This window comes from Desulfosporosinus hippei DSM 8344 (assembly GCF_900100785.1).
Taxonomy (GTDB): domain Bacteria; phylum Bacillota; class Desulfitobacteriia; order Desulfitobacteriales; family Desulfitobacteriaceae; genus Desulfosporosinus; species Desulfosporosinus hippei.
The window spans coordinates 18,656-34,419 of record NZ_FNCP01000038.1 but is presented as its reverse complement, the minus strand read 5'-3'; the positions used below and the strand labels follow the sequence as shown (position 1 = coordinate 34,419).

Genomic DNA, 15,764 nt, shown 5'->3' with positions numbered 1-15,764 from the left:
ACTTCTCATTAGAAGAAGATGATTGACTCATGATTTATTTTGAAACTCTTGCGAGTTTCTCTCATTGGCTGTCCTTGTTGTTTAGTTTTCAAAGACCATGGTTTTGTTTTGACCCGTTTGGGCCGGAATGTTATCTTAGCATTTCCAACTTATGTTGTCAACACCTTAATTTCATCGACCGTGGAATTAACTGTAATATCGTCTTTAAATTAGCAGTTATTTTTGCGGCACTTCGATATACTACCATCTAATTATTACATTGTCAACCGTTTTTCGAGTAAATTTTCAAGGATTATAATAATCCTCAATTGCAGTTGTCAAAGGTGACATAACCCTATTTGACCATGAGGTGATAAATTAATGGTTTAAGTACCGAACCGCATAGTATTATCAGCAGTTCGGTACTTTTATAATACGGTTACATTATTTATTCTTCAAACTTAATGAGATAGTAGTTTTTCTTACCTCGACGAATAACCAGATACTTCTGATCTAATCTCTCTAGCTGTGAAACTGCTGAATCAACAATGCTATGGCGAATATCGTTAATATAGATAGCCCCACTCTCAATAGACTCTCGAGCCTGGCGTTTTGAAGAAACCGCTCCTACTTGGACTAATGCATCAACTAAACTGGTCTCTGGGGATTGGATCGTTGCGGAGGGCACATCACTAAAGCCTTCCTCAATTTCTAGGGCAGTCAGATTTCCTAACCCTCCTCCAAAAAGCGCAGCCGTGATCTTTTCAGCTCGCTCGAGGGCCTCCTGTCCGTGAACTAACTTTGTTACATCCTTTGCCAAAGCCCGTTGAGCATTTCTCTTTTCAGGTTCCTTTTCCACACCTTGGGCAAGTTCATTGATCTCTTCTATAGAAATAAAGGTGAAATAGTTCAAGAACTTAACCACATCTTTATCATCTGTATTCAACCAGAACTGATAGAATTTGTAGGGAGACATTTTTTCTGGATCTAGCCAAACTGCTCCTCCCTCGGTCTTCCCGAATTTGGTTCCGTCACTCTTGGTGACAAGAGGCAGAGTCAGTCCGTGCATTTCCTTTTCTTGAACAGCAGTCCGACGAATTAATTCGATTCCGGCGGTAATGTTACCCCATTGGTCACTTCCGCCGATCTGCATCTCACATCCGTACATTTCGTTAAGCTTTAAGTAATCATAGGATTGCAGAATCATATAGCTAAACTCCGTGAAGGATATCCCTTTGCTCAGACGGGATTCAACTGAATCTTTGGCCAGCATAGCCCCCAGAGGGAAGTATTTGCCGATATCTCTGAGAAATTCAATCACTTGAAGTGAGCCCAGCCAATCATAATTGTTGGCCAATATCGCAGGATTGTCCCCGGTTTCAAAATCTAAGAACCGGCCAAATTGATTCTTAATCTTTTGTGCCCATTGCTCAACAATCTCTTTGGGGTTCAATGTTCGTTCGGAGGCTTTGCCGCTTGGATCGCCAATCAGCCCTGTTCCTCCTCCTACTAAGGCAATTGACTTATGCCCGGCAAGTTGAAATCTTCTTAAGACCAAAAGTGGAAGCAAGTGCCCAATATGCAAACTATCCGCAGTGGGATCGAATCCACAATACAACGCCATCGGCCCACTTGATAATCGGTTACGCAATGCATTCTCGTCTGTGTGTTGATAGATTAATCCTCGATCCTTTAATTCTTGAAAAATGTCCATACTTAGTCTCCCTTCTATAGTAGTTAATATGGCACGATTAGTATCTTATATCCTTATTACTAAGTCCAAAGATAATTAGGCTTAGAAATAAGGAAATCCCTCAACACAAGGTTGAGGGACGAAAACACTTCCGCGGTACCACCCACATTGAATCCGCTCTGCGCGGAATCCAGCTCTATCAGCGCTAACGGGCTGAACCCGAGAGTTTTTTAAGCTCTAGTCCTGAGGCGTATCTCTTAGTTTCCAGGTCGGTTTGCACCTAACACCGACTCTCTGTTACCTTCCACCAAGTTTGTTCTCAATCATACCATTAATAATGTATACATAGACTAATTTGATATATTATACAATTTCTTCACCTTCCCCGCAACTAACAACTCTAAAGAACCTTATTTAGGTTTCCAAGGCTTAAGTTTTTTGGCAGCTTCACTACAGTATCACCGAAGTTTTGGTAAGCTTATTTTGCCGCGTCGGTGTCCTTATTTACGCTAGGAAATCTAGGAATTAGGATTACATATATTCCATTATTCTCCTATTAATTATTTGAGTTTCCTTGCAACTGTAAAAGTATGATATAATTCAAGGAAATTTAATAGTGTCCACTCCTCATTTTTTAATTTTTGGGAGGTTGACTTAATGCCATCAGCTAATAATCCAAGGAGGCCTCAGCGTAAGAAGCGCTATTCAAAACGCAGAATTATTTTTTTGTCAATCACGTCCTTTATTTCACTTATTATAGCAGGCTTAGCAATTTTCGTGGTAGTTGCAGCGGCCGGAACCCCAAAATGGAATCCCTCGTTACTAAATGACACCAAGCAATCCTCGCATGTCTATGATAAGGATGGTGTTGAATTTGCAGTATTACACGGCTATGAAAATCGCCAAACTGTTGAGTATGCACAAATTCCCGACCTTGTTAAAAAGACATTCATAGCGGTTGAAGACCGGCGCTTTGAGCAACATTTCGGTGTGGATCCTATTCGTATTGTTGGCTCAGCATTGAATGATATTCGAACCAGGAGTACTAAAGAAGGTGCCAGCACTATCACAATTCAGCTTGCTAGAAACGCCTTTATAGCAAACCCTACGGAGAAACGATTTACGCGTAAAATTCAGGAGGCCATTCTAGCTATCCAACTGGAGCGAGAATATACCAAAGAAGAAATTCTAACCTTTTACTTAAACAGAATCTTCCTGGGCGAATCTTCCTTCGGTATCCAAGCCGCGGCCAAAACTTATTTTGGTAAGGATCTTGACAAATTAACCCCTGCAGAAGTTGCTTTATTGGCGGGCTTACCACAGGCCCCAAGTCAGTACAATCCCTATATTCATCCCGATAGTGCCAAGGCTCGACGGACTACCGTCCTCGGGGTAATGCGGGATGCCGGGATTATCACCTCTCAGGAGTATGATCAAGAAAAAGATGCTCCTTTCACCTATGTGGAGGCGATGAAAGAAAGCCGCGGAGGCGCTCAAAAAACAGAAGTAGCTTCTGTTAGTTATAAGTTCCCCTACTTTGTGGATTATGTTATTGAGGAACTGGAAACGAACTATAATTTAACTCCGGATCAAATTTTTAGTGGCGGTTTGCGTATTTATACAACCGTAAATCCTAAGATCCAAACTGCTGCCGAGGATGCCTTTGCTGACTCAGCCAATTTCCCACAAGGTATTAATAACACGAAGGTCGAAGGTGCCTTAACAGTCGTTGAACCTTCAACCGGAGAAATTCAAGCAATGGTCGGCGGACGGAATTATACCCCCCGGGGATTAAACAGAGCCTGGCAATCAAAGCGCCAGCCAGGATCTACGATAAAACCATTAGTTGTTTACGGTCCGGCTATTGAAAAGGGTGGCTATTTCCCCGGTACAGTTCTTGATGACATGCCCGTAAGTTATAACGGAGGAAACGGAAAAGCCTGGACTCCAACTAACTTCGATACAGCAACTAAAGGCTGGAAGGGCCTTATTACCATGCGACATGCGGTGGAACAATCCGTTAATATCTATGCTGTAAAACTACTGGATCTTATTGGAGTGGACTATGGTTGGGCATTTGGTAAGAACAATCTGGGACTGCCACTTGAACCTGAAGATCGTGTTTTAAGCCTCGCTTTAGGAACTACCCATGTAAGTACTAAGGACATGGCAGCAGCTTACGGGGTTTATGCCAACAACGGTGTTAGCGTTTCTGATCATGCTATTGTGAAAGTCGAAGACGCCAAAGGTAACACTGTAATCACCCCTAAAATAACCAAAAACCGTGTTATGAAGGAAACCACTGCCTATATTGTTAACAGCATGCTACGCAGTGTTGTAACCAGCGGTACCGGAGTCAGCGCTCAGATTGGAAATTGGGCAGTAGCGGGTAAGACAGGAACTTCCTCCTTACCGGATAATCTCAAAAATAGAACCGGAAATACAGATGCTTGGTTTGCTGGATATACTCCGAACTATGCAGGAGTTGTCTGGATGGGATATGACTCTAACCCGGACCTGGATAAAAACGGAACTCCCGGCCCCTATTATTTACGCAGTGTCTATGGCGGCAGCTTTCCCGCTCAAATCTGGAAGAAAGTTATGACGGCCGCTCTTAAGGACCTGCCAGTCCAAACACAATTTGAGCAGCCATCCGGAATCGTGAGCGGCTCCTTCGATACTAAGTCCGGACTTCTTCCCAGCAGTTTGACTCCTTCAGAATTCGTCGCAACGGAAATAGCCGCCCAAGGAGATTTGCCTACCAAGGTCAGTGAAGTCTGGATTCAAAAAGAAGTAAACGCAGATAATCCTAATATGTTGGCATCTCCAGGTTCCCATAATACTATTACTAAAACCTTTTTGAATTTACCCAATCGTGATCCTTCATGGACCTGGCCATCAAACGAGGTCCCCTATAAGCCACCGACTGAAACTGCCCCAAATAATACAGTGATTGATCCCATACTCGATTCAGCCCTTGTCCCTCCAGAGAATGAGCTCCCTCCAGACACTTCCCTTCCGACCCCGGTACTTGGAGAGGTTAATTATGATGCCAAAACTTCTCGTGTCACAATCCCTATCTCTGACCCTCCGGGAAACGAAAAGTATTCCGTAATTATTCACATCCAACGCCCCGGCCAGCCTATCGGAAGTATACCGATTTCAAATCCTAAGGGGGCTCTCTCCTTTTCACTCGCCATAAATGATAAAGCTCCTACTCCTGGTTCCTATTACTTCCGCGCTTCTTATAAAGATCCTAAGAAGTCCGATGTGGGACCATCCTCTAATACCGTTAAATTAATTTTAACAGACTAACAATAAGTCCTTTGAATAATTAAAAGGAGAGCAATGCTCTCCTTTTAATTTTGAACTAAATGATTAACTCAAGTACTTTGCTTTTTGTCGTTTTATTTTTCTTAAGTGGGAAAGGATATTCGTGTCAACTGCGTGACCTCCGGGGGTTTACTTTAATTGGAGTAGAATAATAGAAAATACATCGCCAGAATTTATTCAATAATCCAGGTTATAATGAGCCATCGTTCCAAATTGATTTCCTGGGTAATATTCACTAATTTTTTTTAAAAATTTGTAACCTTTAACCCCCTTTTTTCACTCTACATTTTAGAATAATAGAGAAAGGAGAAATATCTAATGAAAAAACTTATACCCATACTTTTAACCGTAATCATGTTATTAAGTACCCAAGTAGCGTTAGGAGCTATAGCGTCCAGACCCAGCTCAAGCGGGGTTATACGTCCCGCCGCCTTCCAAACTATCTCAGACGGCCAATGCAGTATTGTAGACAACGGGGATGGTACAATAAAGATTACTGGGTCAACTTCAACCTACTACGCAGTCGATGAAATTGGACTAAAATTGAGTCTACAGTGTTATTCTGGAGGAAAATGGACCACGTTAAGTAATTATAGTTACAATAAATACAGCACAGATTACGTTTATGGGGGAAAGGTAATTGGCGTATCGAGAGGATACAATTATAGAGTAGTTGCCCAACACTCATCATTGGATGGTGGTATGAACGAGGGCGGTCAGTCTTACTCGGATTCTATATATATTCAATAACTAAAAGAATAAGCCTTGCACTCAATCATTGACGCCAAGGCTTATTCTTTTTCATTTTATCTAATAGAGTTAGCAATATTACAAATTTCTTCTTCGTTTATCTTTCCCTTAATTTGAAGCAGCAGGCCCCTTGTTTGCCAATTGAGAGTATTAATACCGTTCTTACTCATAAATAAGGTAGCAGGACTACCGTTAACTGACATATCCTTTGTTACAGTATCGTCCGTATCATACAATGTTCCATGTGAAATTCCATTAGCACTGATTTGTTGGCTAAAAACAATTACGTTTTCTTTTAGATTGTATTCAATAGTAATCTGACAAACATCTTTCCCTTGGGAGGCAAGGATAACTCTCCTTATATTAGTTTCATTGGGGAGGTAACTCGGAGTGGCTAACTTAAAAGGAACAGACGCTCGGGCTTCTTCTAAAGTAGCTTCCTTTTCGGTAATATCCCCTATATCCTGTACTTTCGGAGTACCAGGCTGATTATCTTGTTTATAGGTCATGATTTTATTATGTGTGGTTTTACCGACTATATAGTTAAAAAACTCACTTATCTTCCCCCCCAAAGCATTTGCATTATGAGGATATAGGAAATTTATTGAACCGATTGAAATGAGGATTGTTGCGGCTACAACGATTCTTTTTTGCTTTGAGAAAGGTTTTTCTGTTGTTGGGATACTTTCTGAATCTAATATCTGCTGCTTTATCTTCTGCCACTGATCATCTATATTTGGAACCTCAATAGCCTCATCTAACTCCTTTGATAAATGACCTTTAATTATTCGCTCAAGTTCTTTTTCTGATAAGGCCATTGAACCTCCACCTCCTGATTTTGATTAATTTCTTGATTCATTAGTTTTCTAAATGCTTCCTTTGCCCTATGTAATCTTACTTTGGTATTTGATAGGCTAATGTCTAATAAATCAGATATTTGCTGCAAGGTTAAGTCAGCATAATACCTTAATACTAAAATTTCGTTATCTTTATGCTTTAATTTATTTAAAGCATTATCTATATCGCCTTTGAGATCAATATTATCTTCTTCACTATATGAAAGCGTTTCTATGTGAAAATCGTTTATAATAGTAATCTTTTTATTAATTTTATTCTTTAAAATATGTTTTGCCTCATTTAGGGCAATGGATGTAACCCATGATTCAAATTTATCCTTAGACTTTAGTTGATTTAATTTTTTATAGGCTATGATGAACGCCTGTTGAACCGCATCTTCCGTTAAATATTTATCCTTAGTATAGAAATATATGGTTTTAAATACTTTTTCATAGTTTTGCTTGACAAGAATTTCAAAAACATCTAAATCTCTTTCAGATAACAACAACTTATTCCCCCCTTATAATGGGAATTCAAGGAATAAATAAAAAAACCTTTTTTGAAAAAAAAACAATACTATGTAACCTTTTACAATATTTTAGCTCTCTATAGGTTAGTTACCACATTTTGTTTAGCGGGGAGGACCGAAACAGGGTTTAGGAAAAATGGGGCTTAACAAAATTTAGGAAGGTGGGGCTTTTATGAAAATAATATTTAAAATTCTAAGCTTGTTCCTGACGCTATGTATGATGTTTGTGTTTACAGTTCCTTGTTTTGCATCAAATTCTAAAAACAATATTGATGTAAGAATTATTGATGGGAATACTATTACGACTGAGGTTTTAGCTGATAATGATTCTCTTAAAACAGTAAAGGTTACCGAGGATAAAGAAAAAACATATGTTGTAACTTATGACAAAAAGGCAAATGAATTAACGACAGTAGAAACAGATATGCATACTGGCAAAAGCAAAAATACCGTTGCAAAATTGAAACTAAACTCTAAGGCAAATGAAATCAATACTGCTGCGGCTTCTAGTTCATATTCCAATTTTGGTATGTTTTTTGATGGTAGCTATTATGTTACTAATACCACATGGCTTATCGAAAATAGTGACGAAGAATCAAAGTATCGTACCTCAGACAGTACTGTCTTATATAACTTTAAAGCAGCGGTAGACAATATGGTTAGGTCTGAAAATGCTGCAATTACAGCAGGGGGAGTTGCTATTTGTGGAGCTGTGGTAGGAACCCTTACCGCCCCTACAGGAATAGGTGCTGTTATAGGTGCTGTAACAGCTCTTGGGGGTTCCATTACGTGTGCGAATAAATTATGGGATGCTTGGAGCTACCAAGATGATGTTGATTTTTACTGGGATAGAGCTTAAAAAACATGATTAAAATCTTACCTAAAATGACTATGATAATTGCGCCTATATTTGTAATGATACTGACTTGTATAAGTTTGTATAGATACTATCTGTATCATCCAGATCAGAAAAGAACAGCTCTATCTTTAGCTATTATGGTCAGCTTAGGATGCTTAAGTTGGTTTAGTGTTGCGATATACACTTTAGTAATTAAATAGCCGATTATAGCCATAATCAATAACCACACCTTTTACAAAAAGTGTGGTTATTGTGTCCCTCCTAGATATAAAGCAATGGTTTAGGGCGTTGAGCACCTTTTACGGAACCATCAAAATAACCATTAATTATTGAATCGCCCCTTATAGCTACTTCAACTCAACAACCGTTACTCCGGAATCCCCTTCGCCATACTCTCCTAATCTGAAACTCCGTACATGAGGGTGTCCCTTTAGAAAATCTTGGATCCCCGTTCGCATAGCTCCCGTTCCTTTGCCATGAATAACGTAGATCAAACCGATTCCGCCGAGTACAGCATCATCCATATATTTGTCTAAGGCTTCTCTTCCCTCTTCCACCAGCATACCTCTTAAATCAATCTCACTTCGGATTTCCTCGGCCTTTCGAACCCCAATACCCATTTGACGAGAATATCTGGGCGTTGCTTTCTTTTCCTCTTGGGCTAATTTTAGTTCAGTGAGGGGTACCATAACTTTCATGATACCTGCCTGAATAAGAACTTCGCCATTAGAATTGGGAAGCTTAATAACTTGTCCCTTCTGTCTAAGCTTGGTCATATAAACCGTTTGCCCCAGCATAATCTGATCTGCTGACAATTCGCTGCCCGACCGCTTAACCTGCCTGCCTTGATCCAGCTTGGACGATATTTTACGAAATCCCTGGCGGGCCTTTTCAATATCTTGCTGTTGTTTATTTTCTTTTCTCAAAGCAGCTTTTAATTCCTCAATTATAGCTTCAGCCTCACGTTTAGCCTCACGAATGATTTCACTAGCTTCGTCTTTAGCCAAGGCTACTAGAATTTCAAGCTCCTCATCTAAACGAATTGATTTTTCTTCCAAGGCTTTAGTTTGCTTTTCAACCGCTTGACGCCCTGTTTCTGCTTTCTGCTTCTCTATTTCTATCTCACGATGAGTTTCTCCTAAATTTTCAATGAGGTCGGCAACTTGCATTTCTCGTTCGGTTACGAAGGTATTAGCTTTTTCAAGCACCTCCTCGCTTAAACCTAACCGGCCTGCAATTGTAAAGGCATTACTTTTACCGGGGATTCCAATCAGCAGCCGATAGGTAGGACGCAAAGTCTCCGTGTCAAACTCTACCGAAGCATTCTTAACTCTGGGAGTCTCATAGGCGAAAGTCTTTAAGGCTCCGTAGTGAGTGGTGGATACAGTTCGGCAGCCCCGTTCATGGAGCTCCGCTAAAATACCCATTGCCAAAGCTGCCCCCTCCGTCGGATCTGTTCCGGCTCCAACCTCGTCGAGTAAGACCAGTGATCGTCCATCTGAGCGCTCAATAATCTCTACGATATTTTTCATGTGTCCGGAGAAGGTACTCAAGGATTGTTCAACACTTTGTTCGTCTCCAATATCGGCAAATATCTGGGTGAAGACACCCAGGCGGGAATCACTTTCTGCCGGAATTTGCAGACCGGACTGATTCATAGCTGCCATAAGCCCGACAACCTTTAAAGCAACGGTTTTTCCTCCGGTATTGGGTCCGGTAATGACTAATGTGTCAAATTCAATCCCCAGCTCCAAGGAAAGGGGAACAACCCTTCCGCTTATTAGAGGGTGCCTAGCTTGAACAAGCTTGATTTGCTGGCCGGCGACCAACTCAGGGGCGCCTGCGTTCATGGAAACACTTAGGTGAGCTTTTGCGATAACAAGATCTAATTGAGCTAAAGCCTCATGCAGGTCTGCTATCTCATCCCCTCGCCCTTCGATTTGAGCTGAGAGCATCTGCAGAATTCTTTGCACTTCCCGTTGTTCCTTTAAGATTACTTCACGTAATTCGTTACCTAGGTGCACTACCGGCATTGGTTCAATAAATAAGGTGGCACCACTTGCCGATTGATCATGAACAATACCGGGAAATGAGGCCCGATATTCCTGTTTAACCGGTATCACATATCTATCTGAGCGTTGAGTAATAATGGGGTCTTGCAGGATTTTCTGATAACTTGGATTTCGTAAAGTTGCTTCTAAACTTTCTCGAATCCGGTTCTGCAATCTATTGATAGCTCTTCTGAAGTCAGCTAATTCAGGAGTGGCGTTGTCCGCCACCTTTCCATCTTCAGAAATGCAACGAGTTATTTCATCCTCTAGAGGCTTTTGAGGCTCAATCGGCAAAGTAATATCCCTTAGCCCCGGAAATTCATCTCGCAAATCCTGCAAGAGTTGCTTGATTTTGCGCCCCACTCGTAAGGTGTCTCGAATTTCCAGGAGTTCCTCGCCGTGAATTACCCCTCCCCGCAAGCATCGCTCTATATAGGGACGAATTTCTTTCGCCCCGCGAACTGAAAACAGAGGATTTCCGCGCAGAAGATTCTTGCCTTCTTCTGTTTGCTGCAAAGCCAAGCGAACGGATTCTAAATCAACATAAGGTTTCAAACCAATACCTAATTCTTTGGCTCGCGGTAGGATGCAGTACTCTGCTAAACTTGCTAATACTTTTGGAAAGTCCAACTTATGAAGGACTTTATCATCAATTCCCATTCGTTCCTCCTTTGTCTAATCAAAACACGTATCTGACTAAACTATAAAACACCCCGGAAGAAATGACCTTTGGTAAAACCCTCTGGGAAAATTGAGCTCAACTCAGCCATTCCATCATTCGAAGTCCATTTACCCTTTTTAGCCACCTGTAACATATCCCAAGCTTCATTAAATAAACTTACACTTTGCTGAACTTGGGCCGGTGTTTGTCTGGTCAATTGTAAGCGAACCGTTGAAACTCCCATTCGTCGAATTTGAGCAAGTTCCTCATAGAGGTTAAGGATCTTAACATTAAAAAGGTGCATCCGGCACTCCTGGTCTGTCTCCACAGGAAAATCATACTTCATGCGATCACGCAGGAAATGAGATTCTTTCGTGCAATTTCTGGCACAGCGTTCCCCTTTTTTCCCTCCAAGGGTTGCCCCTACCGGGCAATACTCACTCACCATCATCTCTAAATCCCCGAAGACTATCACCTCTGTACCTGGCCATTTCGCGAGATAGGCAAGTTGTTCGTGGTGCAATTCGGGAGAGAGGGTTATTCTCTGAGCTCCTAGCTTCCTGAAGTAAGCAAGACTCCCTTCATTAAACACATTTAAAGAATAATCCACTTCGAAGGGCCATTCCCGATCAATGCTCTTTAACATTTCCAACTCTCCGAGGTTAGATACCATGATTTTAGGCTTTACTTCCCACTCTGCTGCTTTTTTAAGATCTATGAGAAGGCTTTCACTCTGAGCTTCGTTTAAGACCCGGGGAAGTCGCCAAACACAATCTACTTTTTGTTTTCGGCAATCTAAGAAGCTGCCTCGAATTTCTTCAAGGGAAAAACTGCGCCGGGAACGCCAGTGCTCTCCGCCAATTAATACCCGTTTTCCTCCGGCTTTCAGGGCAGCCTGCAGGGTCAACGGGTCACTAACAGCCACGGAGACTTGAGGCAGAATGTCTTTCTTTAGGCCAATTGAGCTATTTCTCTCAAAAGCTTGGCCCTCTTTCCAGCGCTCAACTCTCTGTCTGTAGGTTTGCCGATCCACTATTTGCCGCGTTTGTTTTAATAACTCTTCAATTGCCAGACGACGCATTTCATTCAGGTCACTTACCGGCAGCATAATCCCCTCATCAGTTTCCATTTCTAACTTGTCCAGCCAAAAAGGGGTTGTCCCTAACCTGCTTAGCTGCTGGAAGGCATAATCAAAGGTCAGCGGCCTTTTCATGGCCATTTGAGCCGGGCTTGCAGAATGAACAGTTACTTTCCGCTGCGAGCCCATAACTTCTAAGCATAATTTTTCACCTGCATGCCCTGATAGCCGCATGGTCAGTGGATTTTTGCGCTGTTCTCGTCCCTCTTGGAAGCTATGTCGTGCTCTCTCCATTAGAAGAGCATCATTTGTCTTAAAAACTCTATCTCCTTGCTGGGCGATGCCGGAAAACTCAATCTCAACAGTTTCTCCAGGCAATCCTTCAGTCGTCTCTATTCCATTCCCCCAAATAAGCCCAACAGTAACCCCTTCTCGCCCACGCCCGGTCCAAAATTCTATTCCATCTCCGGGGTGGAGTGAGCCTTCTAATTTAATGGATAGGCGACCACGTTCTGAGCGGGCTACTCGGCCCAGCCGGGTCCCCCGATTATTGGGGCGAGAATAGCTCATTAGTTCTGCGCCCAGGTTCTCCCGGAAATATCCATTGGTAAAATCTCTATTGAAAACCTGCAATAATTCCTGATGCTCTGCAGGGGTTAGTAAGGGGGCGACAGCATTGCTCTCCTGTTGATCCTCGATCCTATCGATGGCTTGCCTGTAGAGTCGAATAACAGTAGCTACATATTCCGGCCGCTTCATTCTTCCTTCTACTTTAAGAGAATGAATGCCAACTCGTTTTAGCTCCGCTAACTCCTCGGCTAAATTCAGATCCCGTGGACTTAATAAGTGATCCCCTATATTCTGCTCTGCTAATAGGTTCTGCTTCTTGTCATTGATAAGCTGATAGGTCATCCGGCAAGGTTGGGCACAGGTACCGCGATTTCCGCTCCGTCCGCCGATGAAGCTGGACATCAGGCATTGACCTGAATAACTAATACACAGGGCACCGTGGACAAATACCTCTAAATCCAGGGCGGTCCCTTCAGCGATAGTCTTCATCTCAGCCGCCGAGGTTTCTCGAGCCAATACAACTCTGCTAAAGCCCAAAGACTCCAGGTGACGAACACCCCAACTCGTATTTACCGTCATTTGTGTACTGGCATGGGTCTCTAGTTCAGGAATAATTCTATGAATTAATTCCGCAACTCCAATATCTTGCAGAATCACTGCATCAACACCAATTTCATGTAAGTCATAAAGATAGTTCAGCAGTTCCGAAAACTCTTGATCACTAATCAGAATATTGACTGTTACATACACTTTAACCTGCCGTTCGTGAGCATAGCGAACAGCCTTCTGTAACTCTTCCAAGTCAAAATTTGCTGCACTTGCTCTGGCACTGAAGCTTTTACCTCCCAGATAAACTGCATCTGTACCGTTTTCTACTGCCGCTTTAAATGCCTCATAGCTGCCTGCCGGCGCTAAAAGTTCTAGTGGTAGGGCTTTCTTTCTCTTGAGTTTATCCATGTGATTATTTCACCTATTTCTACAAAGTACATCGCTTATACTGCCCATTCTCTTCCAGGCCATAGGGCAACAACTTTATTATAATTGTTTAGTTTTCATTTGTACAATTAGGGCTTTACTCAGAGAACCTCAACGCAATTGCGAGGGTCTGATAAGGGGTTAATTATTCTTTGTTCTGCCTGAAGTCACTCATTCAAGCCATAAATGTAGAAATAATTTCTTATTGACACCCTAGGGCATATCCTTTAAGATTGAGTTAATTAAATATTGGTAGAATTGTAGTACGGTAGGAGTTGGGCGAAAGGCACTTCCTGCGGAGGTGTATTTTTTTATGCCCAGAATTAAAGAGGAGGTACTTTAAAGATGAAAAAGTTACTTGCGTTCGGTTTGAGCTTAATGTTGTTACTCAGTTTAGTTGGATGTGGTGCCGCGAAATCAGGAACAAGCACCCCTGCCAAAGATGAGCAAAAGCCATTGAAGATCGGAATCGTTCAAATCGTTGAACACCCTGCTTTAGATAGCGCTCGTCAAGGTTTTCTGGAGACTCTTAAAGCTAACGGCTATGAAGAAGGAAAAAATTTAACCGTTGACTATCAAAATGCCCAAGGGGATCAGTCCATACTCCAATCCATTACCCAAAAATTCTCTTCCGCCGGACTGGATCTTGTCTTAGCTATCGCAACCCCTTCAGCTCAAGCAATGGCCAGTGCAAGTACAAGTATTCCCATCTTAATTACAGCCGTCACTGACCCGGTTGAAGCAAAATTAGTTAACAGCATGGATAAACCCGGAAAAAATGTCACCGGGACAACTGATATGAACCCCATTAAGGAACAGTTTGAACTAATGAAAACTTTAATCCCTAGCGTTAAAAAAGTCGGGGTCATCTATAATGCCGGAGAAGTAAATTCACAAGTACAAGTTGCCATTGCCAAGAAAGTTGCTGCTGAACTCGGCCTTGAGATCGTGGAAGCAACGGTCACTACCAGTGCAGATGTACTTCAAGCCAGCCAATCATTGATTGGAAAAGTTAATGCTATCTATGTCCCTACGGATAATATGGTGGTTTCAGCTGCCCAGTCTGTTGTACAGATTTCCCACAAAAATAAAATCCCCATTATTTCCGGAGAGAGCAGCGTGGTAGATAAAGGTGCTTTAGCTACTATTGGAATTAACTACAAAAACCTTGGCAAACAAACCGGGGAAATGGCTCTTCGAGTTATCAAAGGAGAGAAACCACAAGATATGCCTATTGAAGCCCAAAAGGACTTTGATACCGTGCTCAACCAATCAGCTATTGATCTCTTTGGGATAACTGTCCCTGAGGATATGGCGAAAAAAGCAGTTATTGTAAAATAGACATTAGAATATTTTTAAGTCCGGATAATTGACAAAACCTCTTGTTAAATATGTCCCGCCGCTCCCACTTCTTGTAAGTGGGAGCATCATTCTTTGCTTGGTACGGATGTGTCTTTCTATTACTCCTTATTGAAATATCCAGGTTCAGTAGACGCTGAACAAGTTCACATATTCGCAGCAAATATAATTGGGGTGTTGAAGAAATATGTTCTCACAAATAGCTCTCGGTACAATGGAACAGGGTTTAATGTATGCGATCATGGTATTAGGTGTTTATCTGACCTATCGAATTCTTGATTATGCGGATTTGTCTGTAGACGGGAGTTTTACCCTTGGTGCCGCTACAGCGACATCAATGATCGTCGGAGGGACTGACCCATGGTTAGCCACTGGAATGGCGTTTATTGCCGGAACCCTTGCCGGGTTATTTACGGGAATACTTCATACCAAGTTTAAAATTACACCACTACTTTCAGGAATTTTAACCATGACTGCCCTCTATTCAATCAATCTTCGCGTCATGGGCAGAGCAAATATCTCACTCCTGGGATCGCGAACGGTCTTCACTGATTTTGCCAAGTTGCCCTTTATGGAAGAGTACGGTGTCTTCGTCCTCTGCTTAATATCCGTTGTCTGCTTAGGATCTGTCATCTACTTTTTCCTGCAAACTGAATTAGGTCTGGCCTTACGAGCCACAGGGGACAACGAACTGATGATTCGCAGCCTGGGTGTAAACACAGACCTTATGAAAATCCTTGGCTTATCCTTATCCAATGGTTTAGTAGCCTTTGCTGGAAGCTATGTAGCTCAGAAGGTTCAGTTTGCTGATGCCAGTATGGGAATTGGGATGATTATTGCCGGTTTGGCTTCAGTTATTATTGGAGAAGTATTAATTGGAACTTCCTCTATCGGCCGAGCCATTCTCGCCGTTATCTGCGGAGGAGTTATCTATCGGGTGATTATTGCCGTTGTTTTACAATTAGGTTTAGAGGCCACGGACTTAAAATTAATTACAGCTTTCATCGTAATCATCGCTTTGGTTTCACCAAATATTCGCCGAAGTCTCTCCTCATTGCTCAAAGGTGTACAGGGAAAGGAGGCTCAGTAA

The 15,764-nt window shown here is 42.0% G+C and carries 10 protein-coding genes; 5 read left to right on the top strand and 5 right to left on the bottom strand.

Annotation, left to right across the window (positions count from 1 at the left end; translation table 11 throughout):
- Window positions 1-427: 427 nt before the first annotated feature.
- Window positions 428-1,693, bottom strand: a complete 1,266-nt coding sequence (gene tyrS / locus BLS16_RS21320) for a tyrosine--tRNA ligase (RefSeq protein WP_092335630.1) — start codon at window positions 1,691-1,693, stop codon at window positions 428-430.
- 636 nt (window positions 1,694-2,329) lie between these two features.
- Between tyrS and BLS16_RS21315 the strand changes: the two genes are divergently transcribed.
- Together BLS16_RS21315 and BLS16_RS21310 are read left to right on the top strand one after the other, a co-directional pair.
- Complete coding sequence (locus tag BLS16_RS21315; RefSeq protein WP_092335629.1) at window positions 2,330-4,987, top strand: transglycosylase domain-containing protein; 2,658 nt, start codon at window positions 2,330-2,332, stop codon at window positions 4,985-4,987.
- A 336-nt stretch (window positions 4,988-5,323) separates the two neighbouring features.
- Window positions 5,324-5,755: a hypothetical protein gene (locus BLS16_RS21310; RefSeq protein ID WP_092335628.1), complete on the top strand. Its 432-nt coding sequence runs from the start codon at window positions 5,324-5,326 to the stop codon at window positions 5,753-5,755.
- A 56-nt stretch (window positions 5,756-5,811) separates the two neighbouring features.
- Here the strand turns inward: BLS16_RS21310 and BLS16_RS21305 are convergent, their stop codons facing one another.
- Together BLS16_RS21305 and BLS16_RS21300 are read right to left on the bottom strand one after the other, a co-directional pair.
- Complete coding sequence (locus BLS16_RS21305) at window positions 5,812-6,573, bottom strand: DUF4367 domain-containing protein (protein WP_092335627.1); 762 nt, start codon at window positions 6,571-6,573, stop codon at window positions 5,812-5,814.
- Window positions 6,540-7,100, bottom strand: a complete 561-nt coding sequence (locus tag BLS16_RS21300) for an RNA polymerase sigma factor (RefSeq protein ID WP_092335626.1) — start codon at window positions 7,098-7,100, stop codon at window positions 6,540-6,542. Before BLS16_RS21300 ends, BLS16_RS21305 begins: the two co-directional genes overlap by 34 nt.
- A 193-nt stretch (window positions 7,101-7,293) precedes the next feature.
- Here BLS16_RS21300 and BLS16_RS21295 point away from each other — a divergent pair, with 193 nt between their 5' ends.
- Entirely contained in the window at window positions 7,294-7,980 is a 687-nt protein-coding gene (locus BLS16_RS21295) for a geobacillin-26 family protein (protein WP_092335625.1), read from the top strand.
- Between the two features lie 347 nt (window positions 7,981-8,327).
- Here the strand turns inward: BLS16_RS21295 and BLS16_RS21290 are convergent, their stop codons facing one another.
- Together BLS16_RS21290 and BLS16_RS21285 are read right to left on the bottom strand one after the other, a co-directional pair.
- On the bottom strand, window positions 8,328-10,691 hold the full coding sequence (locus BLS16_RS21290; RefSeq protein ID WP_092335624.1) for an endonuclease MutS2: 2,364 nt from the start codon (window positions 10,689-10,691) through the stop codon (window positions 8,328-8,330).
- 41 nt (window positions 10,692-10,732) lie between these two features.
- On the bottom strand, window positions 10,733-13,297 hold the full coding sequence (locus tag BLS16_RS21285; protein ID WP_092335623.1) for a U32 family peptidase: 2,565 nt from the start codon (window positions 13,295-13,297) through the stop codon (window positions 10,733-10,735).
- Window positions 13,298-13,660: 363 nt separating this feature from the next.
- Here BLS16_RS21285 and BLS16_RS21280 point away from each other — a divergent pair, with 363 nt between their 5' ends.
- Entirely contained in the window at window positions 13,661-14,656 is a 996-nt protein-coding gene (locus tag BLS16_RS21280) for an ABC transporter substrate-binding protein (RefSeq protein ID WP_092335622.1), read from the top strand.
- A gap of 205 nt (window positions 14,657-14,861) precedes the next feature.
- Complete coding sequence (locus BLS16_RS21275) at window positions 14,862-15,764, top strand: ABC transporter permease (RefSeq protein ID WP_092335621.1); 903 nt, start codon at window positions 14,862-14,864, stop codon at window positions 15,762-15,764.

What these genes read in the sequence shown, in the direction of transcription:
- BLS16_RS21305 (WP_092335627.1), bottom strand. Translation starts at nt 6,573, where the DNA reads ATGGCCTTATCAGAAAAAGAACTTGAGCGAATAATTAAAGGTCATTTA.
- BLS16_RS21275 (WP_092335621.1), top strand. Translation starts at nt 14,862, where the DNA reads ATGTTCTCACAAATAGCTCTCGGTACAATGGAACAGGGTTTAATGTAT.
- BLS16_RS21315 (WP_092335629.1), top strand. Translation starts at nt 2,330, where the DNA reads ATGCCATCAGCTAATAATCCAAGGAGGCCTCAGCGTAAGAAGCGCTAT.
- BLS16_RS21280 (WP_092335622.1), top strand. Translation starts at nt 13,661, where the DNA reads ATGAAAAAGTTACTTGCGTTCGGTTTGAGCTTAATGTTGTTACTCAGT.
- tyrS (WP_092335630.1), bottom strand. Translation starts at nt 1,693, where the DNA reads ATGGACATTTTTCAAGAATTAAAGGATCGAGGATTAATCTATCAACAC.
- BLS16_RS21295 (WP_092335625.1), top strand. Translation starts at nt 7,294, where the DNA reads ATGAAAATAATATTTAAAATTCTAAGCTTGTTCCTGACGCTATGTATG.
- BLS16_RS21310 (WP_092335628.1), top strand. Translation starts at nt 5,324, where the DNA reads ATGAAAAAACTTATACCCATACTTTTAACCGTAATCATGTTATTAAGT.
- BLS16_RS21290 (WP_092335624.1), bottom strand. Translation starts at nt 10,691, where the DNA reads ATGGGAATTGATGATAAAGTCCTTCATAAGTTGGACTTTCCAAAAGTA.
- BLS16_RS21285 (WP_092335623.1), bottom strand. Translation starts at nt 13,297, where the DNA reads ATGGATAAACTCAAGAGAAAGAAAGCCCTACCACTAGAACTTTTAGCG.